Genomic DNA, 17,167 nt, shown 5'->3' on the forward strand with positions numbered 1-17,167 from the left:
GACGACAAACTAAGGAAGAGTAAAGTATGCCTACCGCAATTATTGCCGATGACGAAAGACTCATGCGTGATCAATTACGTCTACGCCTGCAGCAAGTTTGGCCAGAACTAGAAATTTTAGATGAGGCGAAAAATGGTGAAGAAGCAATCCAGTTAGTTGAAACACTTAAGCCAGACCTCGCCTTTTTAGATATCCGCATGCCAGCAAAAACTGGCTTAGAAGCCGCAAAAGAAATCGGCACAAAAGCCCATATCGTTTTTATTACAGCATACGATCAATATGCGGTGGAAGCATTTGATCAAGGCGCAGTGGATTACGTTTTGAAACCAGCCGATGCCGAACGTCTGAGCAAGACCGTGGAGCGCCTGAAAGCTCGATTAAACACCGCAACAGAACCAAATGATATGAGTAATATGCTTGCGCAGCTAGCAAAGCAACTCGGCATCGCCCCCAAACCAAATTATCTGCAATGGATACAGGCATCGATTGGGCAAGAACTACGTTTGATACCGGTTGAAGATATTTTATTTTTTCAATCCGATGAAAAATACACACGCGTGCAAACGGCCAGTTACGAAGCACTAATACGAAAGCCAGTACGAGATTTAGCGGATGAACTGGACCCTCATTTATTTTGGCAGATTCACCGCTCCACCCTAGTCAACTCAAAAGCAATCTCTGGTGTGGTTCGCGATATGCGTGGTCGGCATCTAGTGCAGATTAAAGGCTTAACTGAAAAACTTGAAGTTAGCCGTAGCTTTGTTCATTTATTTAAGCAAATGTAATCAAACATATTGCGATCATAATGCAACCAAAATGGGGGTGTTAGTTGATGTTAATCAGAATATTAATCTGTAGCGCGATCTTTCTTTATTTGTCAGTTTCTTCTGCACATGCGGAAAATACGAAAACGACATTGAACCGTTGTGATGCAACAGGTGAGAAAACCGAAATATCCATCAAATCGACTGATCAAGGCTTTAAAGTAAGCAATCAATACACAACAAAAAACTTAAATACAAAAAGTTTAAATTCATTTTCAGGCGACTTTGTAGCGGGTCTAACCTCATTAGAATCAAAGACTACAATCGATATTGAAGGCCCAACGTGGCAAGATAAATCGAAAGAAGGTGAATGTTTTGCAGCAAAAATACGAATTCGGTTAATCTATCAACCAATCAAAGTTTATATAGGGAGTGAATTCACTGAAGGAAGCTGCATTTACAATACGATACTCGAGCATGAAATGCAGCATGTGAACATATACAGAGAAAGTTTGCTTAAGATCGAAAACATAGTAAAAGACTTAATGGAAAAACGATTCGCAGGTAAACCAATTTACGCAGCAAAAAATTCGTCAAAGCGCGCACTTGATAATGAAATTGACGAGATATGGCGACCATTGATCAAATCCGAATTTGCGAAAGTACAAATTCAACAAAATGAACTAGATTCTGACGAGAATCTCGACAAGCTGTCTTGGGCCTGCCTAGGTGCAATTCAAAGTGAATTTGGATCTCGCTTTCGATAATATGTTCACCAATAAAAAAACCGGAGTTCATACTCCGGTTTTTTATGTCAAGCACTTAAATATTCAACTACAGCACTTTCGTCCCTACCCACCAAGCAATCGCCGCAACGAAAGCCGAAGCTGGGATCGTCAAGACCCATGCCCAGACAATGTTACCGGCAACACCCCAGCGAACAGCAGACATTTTCTGAGATGAACCGACACCAACAATAGCACCGGTAATTGTGTGCGTGGTGGAGACAGGAATCCCGAAAATGGTTGCAAAAATCAAAGTAGCAGCACCACCCGTTTCTGCACAAAATCCACCCACAGGCTTCAATTTAGTGATTTTCTGTCCCATGGTCTTAACAATACGCCAGCCACCAAACAGTGTTCCAAAGCCTATTGCGGCATAACATGAGTAGACGACCCACATTGGTGGCGCAGCATCTGATGCTTTTGAATAACCAGTAGCGATCAATAACATCCAGATAATCGCCATCGTTTTTTGCGCGTCGTTACCGCCATGCCCCAAACTAAACACAGAGGCAGAAACCAACTGCAATCGCCTAAACCATTTATCGACTTTACTTGGCGTAGATTTTACAAACAGCCATGACACAATCAACATCATGAGCGAGCCAAGTAAAAATCCTATTAAAGGAGATAACACAATAAATGAGATGATTTTATACAAACCACCTGCAATCAGTGTGTCAGTGCCACCTTTCGCTACTGCGGCACCAATCAAACCACCGATCAAAGCATGTGACGACGATGATGGTATACCAAAATACCAAGTCACCAAGTTCCAAAACAAAGCACCGATTAATGCACCAAAAATCACATAGTGATCAATGACCGATGGCTCGATCGTTCCTTTGCCGATCGTTTTTGCAACAGACAAACTAAATACGAAGAATGCTAAAACATTAAACAAAGCAGCCATCGCGACTGCTTGACCTGGTTTTAATACACCGGTAGACACGACCGTGGCAATCGCATTTGCCGCGTCATGAAAACCATTCATAAAATCAAAAAGTAAAGCTAAGATCACTAAAAGAATAATGACCGTAAGAATTGGAGATAAAGTTTCCATAGATGTGAACTTTCTTTTCATGCATCGTCATGCAGACAATGCAAAAGACAAACAAATTAAAGGGCAAGCAATTTATGCGTTTTCAACAATAATGCCTTCAATAATGTTCGCCACATCTTCACAACGATCTGTCACGGTCTCTAATATTTCGTAGATCGCTTTCAGCTTAATCAAATTACGTACGTCTGGTTCGTCACGGAACAACTTCGACATCGCAGCACGCATCACGTGATCTGCATCAGATTCAAGACGGTCAATTTCTTCGCAAATTGTCAGAATTTGACGAGAATTATCCATGTTGTGCAACAGCGCTACGGCTTCTTTGACCTTCAACGCACATGCTAAGCACAACTCGGCCAAGCGCTTCGCCTCTGGTGTAATTTCACGAATATCGTATAAGGAAATTGTTTGTGCCGCATCTTCCAACAAATCCAAAATATCATCCATTTTGGTAATTAATTTATGGATGTCATCACGATCAATTGGCGTGATAAAAGTTTTATGCAGCAACTCAATCGCTGTATAAGTCACTGTATCCGCTTGCTTTTCGATACTCTCGATCGCATGAACGCGAATTTCCAAATCATCAAAATTGGTCATCAATGCGACCATCTCTTTCGAACCTTTTACGCACAATTCCGCGTGTTGATTGAAGAGATCAAAAAATTTGCCCTCCGTGGGCATTAATCGTCCAAACATTTTTATTTCCCTGAAAATAGAAAATTTTTATAATAAGTCTCTGCTTGCCGTGTGCCGGATTGCGGAGATCATCTGACTTAGTGGTTACTGCAAAAAAGAACTACAAAAACAATTATTCGTTGTCACTGTAAATCGACAATGAACCAATATAATTATCAAACTTCGTGTATTCACCTAAGAAACTCAAACGAACACTACCAATTGGTCCGTTACGTTGTTTACCGATAATGATTTCAGCCGTACCTTTATCCGGCGAATCAGGGTTATAAACCTGATCGCGATAAATAAACAAAATAACGTCCGCATCCTGCTCAATCGCGCCCGATTCACGCAAATCGGACATCACAGGACGCTTATTCGGACGCTGTTCAAGTGAACGATTTAACTGAGACAAAGCAATCACCGGACATCCCAACTCCTTCGCCAGACCTTTCATACTTCGAGAGATTTCAGAAATCTCGGTGGCACGATTTTCACCACCAGAATTCCCTGACATAAGTTGTAAGTAATCGATAATAATCAAGCCTAATTTACCGCACTGGCGCGATAGACGACGTGAACGCGCACGTAATTCAATTGAACTCAAAGCTGGCGTTTCATCAATATAAAACTGCGCTTCGTTCATCTTTTGAATGGCATAGGTTAAACGTGGCCAATCTTCATCAATCAATCGACCTGTACGCAAACGATGCTGATCTAACTTGCCTACAGAACCAAGCATACGCATCGCCAACTGCGCCCCACCCATCTCCATAGAGAAAACCGCAACTGGCAGACCACTATCAATCGCCACATTCTCACCAATGTTAATAGAGAACGCAGTTTTACCCATAGATGGGCGGCCAGCAACAATAATCAAATCGCCAGGTTGCAAGCCCGATGTCATACGATCTAAATCGACAAAACCGGTCGGAACACCGGTAATATCGCTGGTGTGATCACGGTTATACAATTCATCAATGCGCTCAACAACTTGCGTAAGAAGAGGTTGAATCGCCTGAAAGCCTTGCGCGCCACGAGAGCCCTCTTCCGCAATGGCAAAAATCTTCGCCTCTGCCTCGTCCAGCATTTGCTTAACTTCTTTGCCTTGCGGATTAAGTGCTTGTCCAGCGATCTCATCAGCAGCAGTTATCAGTTTTCGTAGTACGCCACGATCTCGAACAATTTCTGCATATCGACGGATATTGGCAGCTGACGGCGTATTTTGCGCCAAAGCATTCAAATATGTCAGGCCACCAACATCGTCTGCCTTACCCGCCGCATTCAAATAATCAAATACAGTGATTACGTCCGCTGGTCGTGATGAGTTAATCAGTTTGACAATCGCTTGAAAAATCACACGATGGTCAAAGCGATAAAAATCTTCTTCCCCAATAAAGTCAGCAATCCTATCCCATGCTGCGTTATCCAACAGCAAACCACCCAGAACCGATTGTTCTGCTTCGATGGAATGTGGAGGAACGCGGAGTGAATCTAACTGAGGATCAGGTGCATGTTTCATGGTGCGCATTATACCTTTTTATTCGAATCCAAAAAAAGAAGAAGTGTGGCAATCAGCACATTCAAAGTTACGAATTTTTTAGGCTGATAACGCTTACATAAGTTATTTTTGCAACATCATTTCACCCATAAAAAAAGCCGGGAAAACCCGGCTTCTTTTTGCTCTCGAAAGAACTAAAACTTACGCTTGCTCGCCCAATACTGCAACGATAACGTCAACGACTACATCAGTGTGCAAAGCCACTGAAACAGAGTGATCGCCTGTTGATTTCAAAGGACCAGCTGGCAGACGCACTTGCGCCTTCTCAACTGCAAAACCTTGCTTTGTCAACGCTTCAGCGATGTCGAAGTTTGTTACTGAACCGAACAAACGACCATCAACACCTGCTTTTTGGGAAATTTGAACTGTCAAACCGTTCAATTTTTCGCCTTGCGCTTGCGCTTGCGCCAATTTTGCTGCTGCTGCTTTTTCTAACTCAGCGCGTTTCGCTTCGAATTCAGCGATTGCAGCTGCTGTTGCACGACGAGCGATACGTTGTGGGATTAAGAAGTTACGAGCGTAACCATCTTTAACACGAACTACATCACCCAAGTTGCCGAGATTAACGACTTTATCCATCAAAATAACTTGCATATTTTTCTCCTAATTACGGTCTGCGTTATTCAATGAATTACGCTGTGTGCAGATCAGTGTAAGGCAACAACGCTAAGTAGCGTGCGCGCTTAACTGCTGTGTCAACTTGACGTTGATACAAAGCTTTAGTACCAGTCAAACGTGCAGGCATAATTTTGCCGTTTTCTTGGATGAAATCTTTCAATGTATCGATGTCTTTGTAGTCAACTGCAGCTACATGACCCGCTGAGAAGCGGCAGAATTTTTTACGCTTGAACAAAGGATTTTGTTGCTGACGCTTTTGTTTTAATTTGCTTTTATCAAATTTTTTACCGAATGCCATTTTTGGCTCCTAATCTAGTAAATTTGTGTCGTTTTCTATGTTGATTTCAGATTTCTGAAAGTCAGTAACATGAAAAACGAGACTTTTGCTGTTGCGGTTCTTGCGTGCTAAGAAACCTGTAAAAATCATAGCGACACCCAGTTCAATATCCAAGAATCGTTTTGAAATTTCGCCTGCAGCAATTGCAGGAACTTCAAATTCAACTTGGCGCTGGCTACCTGCTTGCTCTTGCTTAGAATCGTGCATCAAAGTTGCAGTGGCGATGGGTATTCCCGCTGGGGTATAACGCAACACCGATTTTTCTACAACTGTGGCGACGACTTTAAGTTGATTCACAAATTTGTTTTTTTACAGTTCTTACACGCTCTTAGTCAAAACTATTAAGCTGCTGGCGCTTCAACGCGTTGTGCCTTAGCAGAATCTTCTTTCTGCACAGACTTCATCATTGGAGAAGGCGCTGTTTCTGCTTTTTTCATTTTCACTGTGAGGTGACGCAAAACGGCATCATTAAATTTGAATGCTGTTTCCAACTCAAGCAAAGTTTCAGCGTCGCACTCAATGTTCATGCAAACATAGTGAGCTTTAGCTAATTTTTGAATCATGTAAGCCAATTGACGACGGCCCCAATCTTCAACGCGGTGCACTTGACCGCCGCGTGTAGTTACGCTAGCTTTGTAGCGTTCGATCATTGCAGGAACTTGCTCGCTTTGATCGGGATGTACGATAAATACGATTTCATAATGACGCATAATTTCTCCTTGTGGACAAAAATAAAGCCTGCCTCGGCGTCAAGACGAGTGCAGGAAGAGGACAGCCCACGATGATAACGCACTTTTCATCCACAATCAAGCGCCTAGCACATCTTGTATATTACAAACCACCTCAAAACACACTCATCAAGCCTTTATCTCTATCGAAATTTCACAATCTCGCTTTCAATTCGCATATTTAACTCTAAATAAGTACAAAATAACTTGCATTCAATCATTTACTGTATAAAAATACAGTCTGCTTATATATACAGCTGAATTGGAATTCATATGCTCAAACTGACTGCACGCCAAGAACAAATTCTGAATTTGATTAAAGATGCCATTCAAAACACAGGCTTCCCCCCTACTCGTGCGGAAATTGCCAACGAATTAGGATTTCGCTCAACGAACGCTGCGGAAGAACACTTACAGGCTCTTGCTCGTAAAGGTGTAATCGAAATCGCGGCAGGGACATCACGCGGCATACGACTACTTGACTCGGAGTTATCTGGAACGATGCCAAGCCAGCAAATGGCTCTGCCGCACCCCGCCTTAATGCAATTAAGTTTGCCCTTGGTTGGTCGAGTTGCTGCAGGCTCACCAATATTGGCGACCGAGCACGTTGAATCAACTTACCATGTTGATCCATCTTTATTCTCCGCAAAGCCAGATTTTCTCCTCAGAGTTCGCGGCTTATCCATGCGTGACATTGGAATCATGGATGGTGATTTACTAGCAGTAAAGAAAACAGATAGTGCGCGTAATGGACAAATCGTTGTAGCACGCATTGGAGATGATGTCACTGTAAAGCGATACGTTAAAACAGCGACAGGAATAGAATTACATCCAGAGAATTCAGAATTCTCACCGATTATCGTCAATGAAAGCGAACAAGACTTCGCTCTTGAAGGTTTGGCTGTTGGTTTAATGCGTAGTTGGTAATCGCTAAAGATCGTTTTGATTCATTCTTTTCTGTCAGCGGCAATTGCGTTCAATTGCCGCTCGTCAAAGTAACTTTTCTCACCAGCAGAAAATAGCAAGTGCCGAATTTCAAAATAGTTTGAAATTCGGCACTTGTACATAATCCATTATCGTTAAAAATCATTTCTTGAGTTCGCTTATTGCGCTGAATCGAGCTGCGTTAATAAATCAAACCCACAGCATCAGAACGGCAATCATTTCAGAACTCTACTCACCAATTTAATTGACAGGCAATTGTCAGCATAATTAAAGCCAATATAAAGTAAATTACCTGCAAAGGAATCATCCACTTTGCCCAAGTCACCCAAGGGATACGCGCTAAAGCCAGAACACCAACGGTAATGCCTGAAGTGGGAATCATAGGCGTGGTGAATTCTCCGAATTGAAAAGCCAACACCGCAGTTTGACGTGAGACACCAACCAGGTCCGACAAGGGTGCCATGATAGGCATCGTCAAGGCCGCCTGCCCGCTACCAGAATGAATAAAAAAGTTAATCACGGACTGAATCACAAACATTTTGTGAGCCGCAAACACGGGATTCGCAGATTGCACTAAGGGCGTCAAATGAAACAACATAGTGTCGATAATATGCGCATCACGCGCCAAAATCATGGTGCCACGCGCCAATGCGATCACCAAGGCGGTTGTAATTAAATCTTTGGCACCCTGAATAAAAGCATCGACAAATTCATCCGTGCTCAAACGCCCGACAATGCCAACCAAGATGGCCATCACCAAAAATAAAGCAGCAATTTCATTGATGAACCACTCATATTTCACCACGCCGAAAACCATTACACCCAAAGTCGCAACAAACATCAACAACACAGCTTTATGAGTGACAGTCACACCTTCAAAGGTGGTTAGTTCATCGTCTTGCTTTTGCGAACGACGCTCTTGATCAATCGCATAGGTCGGTGATAATTGTGGATTTTTTTTAATTCTTGCTGCGTACCACATCAAAAATACAATCGTCAACGCAGTCGCCAAAGCCCACACGATCAGACGAAAGCCAATACCGGAAAATACGGGCACTCCAGCGATACCCTGTGCAATACCCACATTAAATGGATTTAAAAATGCAGCGGCAAACCCAACTTGGGAGCCGACAAATGGGATCGATACACCGACGATGGAGTCATACCCTAAAGCCAAAGCTAAGGGAATAAAAATCATCACGAAAGGAATCGCCTCCTCAGCCATACCAAAACTGGCGCCGCCCAGTGAAAACAAAGTCACAAATACCGGAATAATCATGACTCTCACCAGAGCTGAGCGCGTATGTGCTTGCGCTACTGATTTGATCATAGAATCGATCGCCTGCGTTTTCTGCAAAACAGCAAAAGCACCGCCAACAATCAAGACAAAGCCGATAATTAAAGCGGCTTCTACAAAGCCTTTAATTGGCGACATCATCAAATCAACAAATCCTTGCGGATTACTGGCGACATAGTGAAATGAACTTGGATCAATAACAGTTTTGCCGTTGATCACTTGGGTTTCATATTTGCCGCCGGGTACAAACCAAGTGGAAATTGCGAGTATCGCCAACAGTGCAAACAGCAGCACGAAGGTATTGGGCATTCTGATTTTTTTTAACATACTAAGTCTCCGAATTTCGTTTTGAAGCTTGGTTTCTAGCAATTTACATCGACAGCAAATTGCCGCTGCGATAGGCAAACGCGCCGGCAACTTTCGCCACACGCATCCCATGTTGCGCATAACGTCGGGCGACTCTCGCATACAGAACGCCCGCGACGCTAGAAATCATAGGCGTTACAGTGCCACTAATCGGATCAATCACGTCACCAATTGATTCGCCAGCGGCAATCATGTCACCAGTGTTTTTGGTGAACACCAAAGCTCCCGCGTGAGGTGCGGCAATAGGTTCTGAACCTTCCAGTGGCGTTGCTTGGCAAATCGCTGCTGGCATCGGTGCGGCTACACCTTTGATGTGACCTGCTTGTATCAAAAATTGGAGAATGGCATCGGCATCTTGCTGGGCGAAACTATGTGCCAAATCACTCTCACCACGCAGTTCAATGGTGACAGCCTGACAGCCCAAAGCAATTGGTGTTTCCACACCAAAATGCTGCGCCAATTCCCACCAATGACGCGAGCAAGATTCATCAAAGGGATCATCACCAGAAAGTACCGACACCAACAGGGCTTGCGCGCCCAAATAGCGCGCTAAAGGGATGGTGGCATCGGCCAAGGGCGTGCCAGTGTAAAGATGCATCACTGCTTGATTGTCGCAATGCAGATCGAGCACAATGTCGGCATCAATAGCTAAAGTTTGTAGCGTCTTTTTGAGCGCTGCGGCTTCATTTGCTGGCTGCCACTGCGCCAATATGGCGAGAGCTTCGTGGCGGATTAACGCAATATTTTCAGCCGCATCCGCACCCAAGCGACTAGTTAATTTCTCTACTAGTGCTGGAGTCAAATACTGATATCCACGATTAAAATTAATTCCCGTTGCCAGATCAAATCGTCCAAATGCGCTTCCCTGTATGTCTTGTGCCAAGCCTATCGGATTCGCAACTGGAACCAATACAATTTCCCCCACAATCGCATCCGCTTGTTCTAAAGCCTGCAAGCGCTGTCGCAAATAATGACTGACCAACATGCCTGGAATTTCGTCCGCATGCAAGGAAGACTGGATATACACTTTCTTAGCATCCTGATTGTTGCTGGCACGACCAAAATGCAGGCTCGTAATTTGCCGCGTAGTGCCTGCACTAATCGCTGGCAAGGGATGGTTTTCTATTCGCATAGTTCGGTACTCTCTCTTTTTTCAATCACTACAAAATTCTGATGATGACGCTCATGCTAACTGCGATGCTGATTTAATCGCATGCACTTGCCCAATTTCACGCCTCCCCTGCCACATCGCTCGCACTATTATCCTAAATTCCTCGTCGCTTGATGAAAATGTAATCCGCAAGGTTTTTCAAAGCAGGCATCTGCAACAAATCAAACGCCAAATAAACTAAACAACAATTTTATGTCTGATTTTTTACACATTCTATCTTTATGAAAAAAATCTGACAATAACTATTGAAATTTATTTTGATTCGTTCTAAAGTTCGTCATCGAGATTGTTCAGAATTTTTCAAAATTAAGAAAATGAAAAAAAACCTTACACCAACCGAATCAAACTCACCCGATCTGGCTTTTGCGAAATCAAGTCTGGGTGAAGCGTTGATGGCGCAGTTAAAAGAAGGCTCGTCTTCATATAAACGGATTGCTGACTACCTATTACGTAACCAAGTTAAAGTGACTGCGCTGGGTATTGAAGACATGGCCGAACAATGCGAAGTCTCGACCGCGACCATCAGTCGTTTTGCTCGCGATCTTAATTTTGCCAACTATGCGGCGCTCAAAAATAAGATCGCTGAGACTGTGCAAGAAATCTTCTCACCGGTAGAAAAACTGCGTAACACCATAGAAGGTCGAAAGAACGCATCGTCACCGATGGCAGCCAGTTTGCAATCGGCACTGGCGAATATTAATGCGGCGAGTCAAGGCATCAACGACGAGCAAATTGATCAGGTCATCACACGCTTAGCCAAAGCAGCTACCGTCTACATTATGGGTTTTGGTATCAGCTCTCATTTGGCTGGCATCTTAGCATTGCATCTGCAGCCTTATTGCAACCGTGTCGTTGAAGTCGTCGCCTATGGTGGAACCGAAGTCGCCGCAGGCAATTTGGCAAACATTACCGACAAAGATGTTTTGATCGTCATTTCATTTCCACGCTATGCCTTAGATGTGATACGTCTCACCGAATTCGCACGTAAACATTCTACTTGTATTGTCGCAATCACCGATTCATCTGCATCACCAATCGCGCAACTTGGCGACTATTTATTATTAGCACCTAGTAACCACGCTGTGTTGGCAAGTAGTTCCAGCGCAGCAACCGCCGTCATCGAAGCATTGGTTAGCAGCATGATGGTATCCAACAAGAAAAATGTCGAGAAAGCGATCCGTTTAACAGAAGCGCTCTCAGGCTATTTACACAATAACGATAACACCTCAAGAACCACGCAACTGGAAAGTCGCAAGACGAAAAAGTAGCTCCCCTCCCCTAACTTCAACAGCTAACGAGCATTTGAAACAGTGCTCGATAGGGGGCACTTTTTCGCCAATTTTTTAGGCACACTTTTTTAAAAAACTGAGGAGTACAAAGAAATGAAACATCAACAGCAAAACTGGCATGCCGTACCCAAAAAACTCACCGCTGCAACTTGGTCAGCATTAGGTGTCATGGCGATCTTGAGTGTGGCGAATGGCAGCGCGATGGCGCAAAATCAGACGACAGAAGTCGCCGTACAAAAGGTGGAAATCACTGGTTCTTCAATCAAACGCATCAACGCAGAAACTGCCTTGCCAGTGCAGGTCATTAGCCGCTTAGAGATTGCCAAAACGGGCGCCACTACGGCAGAGCAATTACTCAGTACGCTCACTGCCAATACTGGCTATACGCAAGAGTCCGCGAGTATCAGCGACAAACCAGGATCGAGCGGTTTATCTGGCGCGAATTTGCGTGGACTTGGCGTTTCTTCGACCTTGGTCTTACTCAATGGTCGTCGCATGGCCGCTTTTGCTTTCGGTGGTGAAGGAACAGATTTAAATTCGATTCCCTTGTCAGCGATCGACCGCGTCGAAGTCTTGAAAGATGGTGCGTCTGCGGTGTATGGAGCGGATGCAGTCGGTGGTGTAATCAACTTCATCACTCGTAAAGATTTCACAGGTTTGGAAGCGAGTGTCAGCGGCATGCGCACGCATGAAGGCGGTGGTGGCGATAAATCAGTTAGCTTGCTCGGCGGCTTCGGCAATCTTGCGAATGACGGTTACAACATCTTCGCTAGTTTGCAGCATAAAAAAAATGATCAATTGCACACCTCACAACGCGACTTCGCGGTCAGCGCCTGGCGACCATTAGAAGCTCGCGGCTATCCTGACAACTTCACTTCAGCAAATACATTCCCAGCTGGCATCTACTCAGTATCCCCTAGCCGTTATTTGGGCAATCCAAGTGCGCCAGATTGCGCAGCACCATCAAGCATCTTGATTGCTGGCGCTTGCCGTTTCGATTATCAAGCGGCGGCTGACGTTTATCCTGAATCACAGAAAACGAATTTAATCACACGTGGAACTTTCGCAATTAATGCGGACCACACCCTGATCGCCGAATTTACTGCCTCCAAAAACGATGCCAAATATCGCTTGTCTCCAACTGGCGTTAATGGCGCTCAAGGAACCCGCAGCAGCGCGTGGACTTATCCTGCTGGCGGCCCATTCTATCCGAAGACCTACGTCAACTCTGCAGGACAAACCGTGGCGACTGACGGCAAGCCTTTCAATGTCCGCATACGCTTGACACCAGGTGGTGCACGCACGAATGGTCAAGAATCAGAACAACAACGTTTATTATTAGGCGCAGAAGGCGTCATCGCAGGTTGGGATTACAACACAGCTTACGCCCAATCTCTTTCAGAAAATACACAAACACTCACCAACGGTTACTACGATAGAGCACTGCTGTTAGCTGCATTCAAAACCGGCAAGATCAATCCGTTTGGCGCACAAAGTGCAGAGGGGCAGGCGTTATTAGATTCAGCAGAACGTAACATCGATGGGCGCAAAGGCAAATCAACTACAGATGTGTTTGATGCACGCTTCACACGTGAAATCGCACAACTTGAAGCTGGCGCAGTTGGCATGGCGACTGGTATCGAATTCCGCCGCGAGAAGCTGGAAGACAATTCTTCTGATGAAATTCTGGCCGGAACAATTTATTCCACATCTAAATCACGTCGCGTTTCTGAATCACGCGATGTAAAGGCGATCTTCGCAGAATTCGATGTTCCACTAACCAAAGACTTAAATGCGCAGTTGGCTGTGCGTCATGATTCTTACGGCGGCAATATTGGTAGTTCAACCAATCCAAAATTGGCTTTGCGTTACCAGCCGAGTAAAGATTTCTTATTCCGTGTTTCTTTCGGTACTGGCTTCCGTGCACCAACGATGAAGGACTTAGATCCATCCGCAGTCGAAACTTCCACCGGTGGTTTGTACTTCGACAGCATAGGCTGCGCAAAGTACAACTCGCAATGTTTTAGCGATCAGATTCCAACCACAGAGGCTGGCAATCCTAATCTCAAACCAGAAAAATCCGAGCAATTCTCTATGGGTTTTGTCTGGGAACCATTGGCCGCCTTCTCTGCTGCTGTCGATTTCTGGAGCGTACGTACAACGGATGTCATCAAGTTTGCTCCTGAAACTTTAATTGATACCGATCCGGAATTCGTCGAAAAATCCATCACGCGCGATAGCGATGGCTACATCACGAACTGGGCGTTGACGGCACAAAATCAAGGTAAAGAAACCAAGAGCGGTATCGATTTGAATTTTGCATATCGCACCAAGTTCGACGGCATGGGTAAATTGACGACACGTTTGTCTGGCACCTTGATGACAAAGAGCGAACAACAATTCTCCGCCAACTCCAAAGTGTTTGATAACTTGGGTAAATGGGGCTTTGAATATGTGACACCAAAATGGCGTCATCGTTTGAGCGCCGACTGGGATATCGGCAATTGGGGCTTCACTGTTGCCAACAGCTTCCAGTTACATCATGAAGATCAACAATTAGATCCGAATGGTCAACGCCCAACTGTTGCATCCTATAGTTTGTGGGATTTGCAAACTGCTTACTACGGTTTCAAAGATTTGAAAATTACAGGTGGTATTTTGAATGTCTTGAATACTAAACCACCATTTTCTAACCAGACTCTGACATATTTTGCCGGCTTTGATTCTACCTATGTCGATCCACGCGGTCGGGCTTACTACATCCGTTTAAATTACGCGTTTAAGTAAATTTCCGTTCAAATGAAAGACCCATTCTCATCGGTCTTTCAATGAGGAAAAAACATTGATTTCTTGTGCGGCAATTCTCCCGCATTTGGGGTAGCATTTTAGGATCGCTACCCCTTTTTTTATCGACTTTTCCACCTATAGCAAGAAGCAGCATCACTCCTTTCTAATTTATGACAATGCTCAAACTATCTAAGCGAACTCATTTCTCTCACGTTACACTCACTGTGTATGCGTTTGTTATCCATGCACTTCTTTTTGCCAGCCCAACCCATGCGAGCAACACTCAACACACGAGTTCTTCAGCACGAGACGTAAAAGGTTCCCTCGTCATTATTGGTGGGGCATTACGCGCAGATAATGCTGTCGTTTGGGAAACCATTGTCAAACAAGCTGGTGGCAAAGACGGCCGAATTGCGATTATTCCTGCGGCATCTGGCAACCCGCAGCGTGCAGCAGAATTCGCCGCATCTGCACTCAATTCACACGGTGCCGTTAGCTTCATTGTGCCACTCTCGACACGCTATGCTGAAACAGACGCAAGCAATACGCCCGATCAAATTCAAAAAAATCCCTATTGGGTAGCGCAAATCCAGCAAGCTCAGGCTGTGTATTTTACCGGTGGTGACCAAGCGAAAATAACAAAGGCATTACTAGATACAAATGGCAAGCCGAGCCCTATGTTAGAAGCAATCTGGTCGATTTATCGTCAAGGTGGCGTAATCGCTGGGACTAGTGCTGGTGCGGCGATTATGAGTACGACGATGTTCAGTAATGCAAAAAGTGTACTCAGTACTTTAAAACAAGGCGTTACGGAGGAAAATGAAATTGCGAATGGCTTGGGCTTTATCGGCAACCAAGTTTTCATCGACCAGCACTTAATTATTCGTGGGCGATTTGCTCGCATGTTACCAGCTATGCTGAAGAAGTCTTATGTGCTCGGGCTTGGAATTGATGAAAACACCGCTCTCCTCGTCACGCAACAAAATACAGTCGAGGTCGTCGGGTATAAAGGGGCGATTCTTTGGGATTTAAGTTCTGCAAAAACTGATTCGAGCCAGGTAGAATTTAATCTGCAAGATGCGCGGATCTCCTACTTATCCCACGGCGATCAATTTAATATCGCAACAAAAAAAATATCTCCAGCGAGCGATAAGCAATTAATCACGACACCGCAGTCAGATGATGCAGATCAAGCACCAGCATTTCATCCAAATATGTTAGCTAACACGGCTATTGTGGAAGCTATGTCACAACTCATGGAAAGCAGACAAAGCTATGCGAAAGGATTAGCATTTGGCGATCCTGGCGGCGACAAGGGACAACTCGGCTACGAATTCGTATTGACAAAAAAGGCAGACAGTCGCGCTTACTTCTCTAGCAGCTCTGGTGCTGAAGCGCTTACTTTAATCAATCTAGGTTTAGATATCCAACCGGTACAAATGGCAAAGCCACTTTACCACGCCTTAGACATACAAAAGAATACGCATAAAATGGATAAAAATTAGAGTCATCACTCTGTTGTTTTTCATGAAATTGCAGCGAATGAAAATATCGTTCTTTGTAAATTTGATTTACGCTAACTTCATTTGTTCATGGGGAAAATCATGGGATCAAAACAAGCAACACAAACAAATGAGACGCAGAGAAAAGTCGATCAAATGCTTACGCGCTATGCAGAAAGTCATCGCCATCCAAAAAATGAGATGATTCATTTCATTTGTGTGCCAGTCATTATGTGGACAGTCCTAGCCTTATTGTGGAGCGTACATCCAACGCTCGCTTTAGCGATGACTGTCATCGCACTGCTGTACTACTTTAGCCTGTCAATCGGATTTGCGATCGGCATGAGTTTGATGGCCGCCGCCATGCTGGTAATTTTGTGGGCTTTGCCGCAGCATATGATTCTGCAAGTAGCGCTAATTGCTTTTGTTATTGCATGGGTTTTTCAATTTATCGGCCACAAAATTGAAGGGAAAAAACCATCTTTTTTTGAAGATCTACGCTTTCTGTTAATCGGCCCCTTGTTTGTCATCAGCTTTCTCTATCGACGTTGGAAACTTCCTTATTAGGCATCAGAAAATCAAATAGGCGAAAAAAAACCGCATTAAAATTAATGCGGTTTTTTTTTGAATCTAGAAATTAAGCGAATCTAGCTTTTGCAATTGCTACGCTAGTTCAAGTTTAATTAAGACAAGCTCCAAACGTGCTCTAACTTTGCCCAAGCTTGTTGTGCTTTTCCGTCTTTTGTCGCTGGCTTGAATTTGCAAGAAGCATAGATTTTTACCGCTGCTTTATCCAAAGTCTTGGAACCGCTGGACTGATCTACTTTAGAGTCGACTACGTTGCCATCTGTACCAACCAACACAGACAACATCACCGTACCAGTTTCTTCATTCATCAAAGAAGATTTAGGGTAAACAGCTTTTTCACAAGTCTGTTTTTCTACCATAGGAACTTCTGCAGCATTTACCGCGAATACAGAACTGAACAAAGCAACTGCCAATACGATTTTTTTCATAGTCGGATCACCGGAAAGAGATTGAGATAAACCCATGAAGACTGAATCAAGAAATCAGAATGATTGCCACATGGAAACAGACGTCATTTTAAAGAAAGTTTTTCCACAGAGCAATAGCCTTGCACAAAATTTCATCAGTTTTTAGGGTGTTCTGTAAATATATTCTCTTGTTCAATGTCTTAACACTAATAAAAAAACCGGACAAGTCATTCAACCAGTCCGGCAAAATCATCACGCACTAGGGAAGCGTAGCGATGAGTAGA

General features: G+C 44.1%; 17 protein-coding genes. 7 read left to right on the forward strand and 10 right to left on the reverse strand.

Annotated elements, in window-relative coordinates:
- The first annotated feature begins 26 nt into the window (after positions 1-26).
- Positions 27-785 (forward strand): LytR/AlgR family response regulator transcription factor, encoded by a 759-nt coding sequence (locus H8K33_RS04495; protein ID WP_186889816.1) that lies wholly within the window; start codon positions 27-29, stop codon positions 783-785.
- A 47-nt stretch (positions 786-832) separates the two neighbouring features.
- On the forward strand, positions 833-1,531 hold the full coding sequence (locus tag H8K33_RS04500; protein ID WP_186889817.1) for a hypothetical protein: 699 nt from the start codon (positions 833-835) through the stop codon (positions 1,529-1,531).
- A gap of 67 nt (positions 1,532-1,598) precedes the next feature.
- On the opposite strand, the gene H8K33_RS04505 is transcribed toward H8K33_RS04500, so the two are convergent.
- From H8K33_RS04505 to rpsF, 7 genes are all read right to left on the reverse strand, one after another.
- A complete protein-coding gene (locus H8K33_RS04505; RefSeq protein WP_186889818.1) occupies positions 1,599-2,609 on the reverse strand; it encodes an inorganic phosphate transporter in 1,011 nt (336 codons plus the stop codon).
- Between the two features lie 72 nt (positions 2,610-2,681).
- A complete protein-coding gene (locus H8K33_RS04510) occupies positions 2,682-3,308 on the reverse strand; it encodes a DUF47 domain-containing protein (protein WP_186889819.1) in 627 nt (208 codons plus the stop codon).
- A 112-nt stretch (positions 3,309-3,420) separates the two neighbouring features.
- Positions 3,421-4,809: a replicative DNA helicase gene (locus tag H8K33_RS04515; protein ID WP_315467255.1), complete on the reverse strand. Its 1,389-nt coding sequence runs from the start codon at positions 4,807-4,809 to the stop codon at positions 3,421-3,423.
- Positions 4,810-4,989: 180 nt separating this feature from the next.
- Positions 4,990-5,442, reverse strand: a complete 453-nt coding sequence (rplI, locus tag H8K33_RS04520; protein WP_186889821.1) for a 50S ribosomal protein L9 — start codon at positions 5,440-5,442, stop codon at positions 4,990-4,992.
- A gap of 37 nt (positions 5,443-5,479) precedes the next feature.
- Positions 5,480-5,764, reverse strand: coding sequence for a 30S ribosomal protein S18 (rpsR, locus tag H8K33_RS04525; RefSeq protein WP_186889822.1), 285 nt, complete (start codon positions 5,762-5,764; stop codon positions 5,480-5,482).
- Between the two features lie 9 nt (positions 5,765-5,773).
- A complete protein-coding gene (gene priB, locus H8K33_RS04530; protein ID WP_186889823.1) occupies positions 5,774-6,100 on the reverse strand; it encodes a primosomal replication protein N in 327 nt (108 codons plus the stop codon).
- A 44-nt stretch (positions 6,101-6,144) separates the two neighbouring features.
- Positions 6,145-6,513 (reverse strand): 30S ribosomal protein S6, encoded by a 369-nt coding sequence (rpsF, locus tag H8K33_RS04535; protein WP_186889824.1) that lies wholly within the window; start codon positions 6,511-6,513, stop codon positions 6,145-6,147.
- Between the two features lie 291 nt (positions 6,514-6,804).
- Here rpsF and lexA point away from each other — a divergent pair, with 291 nt between their 5' ends.
- On the forward strand, positions 6,805-7,458 hold the full coding sequence (lexA, locus tag H8K33_RS04540) for a transcriptional repressor LexA (protein ID WP_186889825.1): 654 nt from the start codon (positions 6,805-6,807) through the stop codon (positions 7,456-7,458).
- 250 nt (positions 7,459-7,708) lie between these two features.
- On the opposite strand, the gene H8K33_RS04545 is transcribed toward lexA, so the two are convergent.
- Together H8K33_RS04545 and H8K33_RS04550 are read right to left on the reverse strand one after the other, a co-directional pair.
- Positions 7,709-9,100, reverse strand: coding sequence for a YfcC family protein (locus H8K33_RS04545; protein ID WP_186889826.1), 1,392 nt, complete (start codon positions 9,098-9,100; stop codon positions 7,709-7,711).
- Between the two features lie 43 nt (positions 9,101-9,143).
- Positions 9,144-10,271, reverse strand: coding sequence for a succinylglutamate desuccinylase/aspartoacylase family protein (locus tag H8K33_RS04550; protein ID WP_186889827.1), 1,128 nt, complete (start codon positions 10,269-10,271; stop codon positions 9,144-9,146).
- 353 nt (positions 10,272-10,624) lie between these two features.
- Between H8K33_RS04550 and H8K33_RS04555 the strand changes: the two genes are divergently transcribed.
- The 4 genes from H8K33_RS04555 (at position 10,625) to H8K33_RS04570 (ending at position 16,455) form a co-directional block, all read left to right on the forward strand.
- Positions 10,625-11,578, forward strand: a complete 954-nt coding sequence (locus tag H8K33_RS04555; protein ID WP_186889828.1) for a MurR/RpiR family transcriptional regulator — start codon at positions 10,625-10,627, stop codon at positions 11,576-11,578.
- 114 nt (positions 11,579-11,692) lie between these two features.
- Positions 11,693-14,386: a TonB-dependent receptor plug domain-containing protein gene (locus H8K33_RS04560; protein WP_186889829.1), complete on the forward strand. Its 2,694-nt coding sequence runs from the start codon at positions 11,693-11,695 to the stop codon at positions 14,384-14,386.
- A gap of 170 nt (positions 14,387-14,556) precedes the next feature.
- Complete coding sequence (locus H8K33_RS04565) at positions 14,557-15,891, forward strand: cyanophycinase (protein WP_246443337.1); 1,335 nt, start codon at positions 14,557-14,559, stop codon at positions 15,889-15,891.
- 99 nt (positions 15,892-15,990) lie between these two features.
- Complete coding sequence (locus tag H8K33_RS04570; protein ID WP_186889831.1) at positions 15,991-16,455, forward strand: Mpo1 family 2-hydroxy fatty acid dioxygenase; 465 nt, start codon at positions 15,991-15,993, stop codon at positions 16,453-16,455.
- A gap of 116 nt (positions 16,456-16,571) precedes the next feature.
- On the opposite strand, the gene H8K33_RS04575 is transcribed toward H8K33_RS04570, so the two are convergent.
- Positions 16,572-16,904: an energy transducer TonB gene (locus H8K33_RS04575; RefSeq protein WP_186889832.1), complete on the reverse strand. Its 333-nt coding sequence runs from the start codon at positions 16,902-16,904 to the stop codon at positions 16,572-16,574.
- Between the last annotated feature and the right edge of the window lie 263 nt (positions 16,905-17,167).

It is taken from the genome of Affinundibacterium amnicola (genome assembly GCF_014284275.1).
Taxonomy (GTDB): Bacteria; Pseudomonadota; Gammaproteobacteria; order Burkholderiales; family Burkholderiaceae_D; genus Undibacterium; species Undibacterium amnicola.

What these genes read in the sequence shown, in the direction of transcription:
- H8K33_RS04495 (WP_186889816.1), top strand. Translation starts at nt 27, where the DNA reads ATGCCTACCGCAATTATTGCCGATGACGAAAGACTCATGCGTGATCAA.
- H8K33_RS04500 (WP_186889817.1), top strand. Translation starts at nt 833, where the DNA reads ATGTTAATCAGAATATTAATCTGTAGCGCGATCTTTCTTTATTTGTCA.
- H8K33_RS04505 (WP_186889818.1), bottom strand. Translation starts at nt 2,609, where the DNA reads ATGGAAACTTTATCTCCAATTCTTACGGTCATTATTCTTTTAGTGATC.
- H8K33_RS04510 (WP_186889819.1), bottom strand. Translation starts at nt 3,308, where the DNA reads ATGTTTGGACGATTAATGCCCACGGAGGGCAAATTTTTTGATCTCTTC.
- H8K33_RS04515 (WP_315467255.1), bottom strand. Translation starts at nt 4,809, where the DNA reads ATGAAACATGCACCTGATCCTCAGTTAGATTCACTCCGCGTTCCTCCA.
- rplI (WP_186889821.1), bottom strand. Translation starts at nt 5,442, where the DNA reads ATGCAAGTTATTTTGATGGATAAAGTCGTTAATCTCGGCAACTTGGGT.
- rpsR (WP_186889822.1), bottom strand. Translation starts at nt 5,764, where the DNA reads ATGGCATTCGGTAAAAAATTTGATAAAAGCAAATTAAAACAAAAGCGT.
- rpsF (WP_186889824.1), bottom strand. Translation starts at nt 6,513, where the DNA reads ATGCGTCATTATGAAATCGTATTTATCGTACATCCCGATCAAAGCGAG.
- lexA (WP_186889825.1), top strand. Translation starts at nt 6,805, where the DNA reads ATGCTCAAACTGACTGCACGCCAAGAACAAATTCTGAATTTGATTAAA.
- H8K33_RS04545 (WP_186889826.1), bottom strand. Translation starts at nt 9,100, where the DNA reads ATGTTAAAAAAAATCAGAATGCCCAATACCTTCGTGCTGCTGTTTGCA.
- H8K33_RS04550 (WP_186889827.1), bottom strand. Translation starts at nt 10,271, where the DNA reads ATGCGAATAGAAAACCATCCCTTGCCAGCGATTAGTGCAGGCACTACG.
- H8K33_RS04555 (WP_186889828.1), top strand. Translation starts at nt 10,625, where the DNA reads ATGAAAAAAAACCTTACACCAACCGAATCAAACTCACCCGATCTGGCT.
- H8K33_RS04560 (WP_186889829.1), top strand. Translation starts at nt 11,693, where the DNA reads ATGAAACATCAACAGCAAAACTGGCATGCCGTACCCAAAAAACTCACC.
- H8K33_RS04565 (WP_246443337.1), top strand. Translation starts at nt 14,557, where the DNA reads ATGACAATGCTCAAACTATCTAAGCGAACTCATTTCTCTCACGTTACA.
- H8K33_RS04570 (WP_186889831.1), top strand. Translation starts at nt 15,991, where the DNA reads ATGGGATCAAAACAAGCAACACAAACAAATGAGACGCAGAGAAAAGTC.
- H8K33_RS04575 (WP_186889832.1), bottom strand. Translation starts at nt 16,904, where the DNA reads ATGAAAAAAATCGTATTGGCAGTTGCTTTGTTCAGTTCTGTATTCGCG.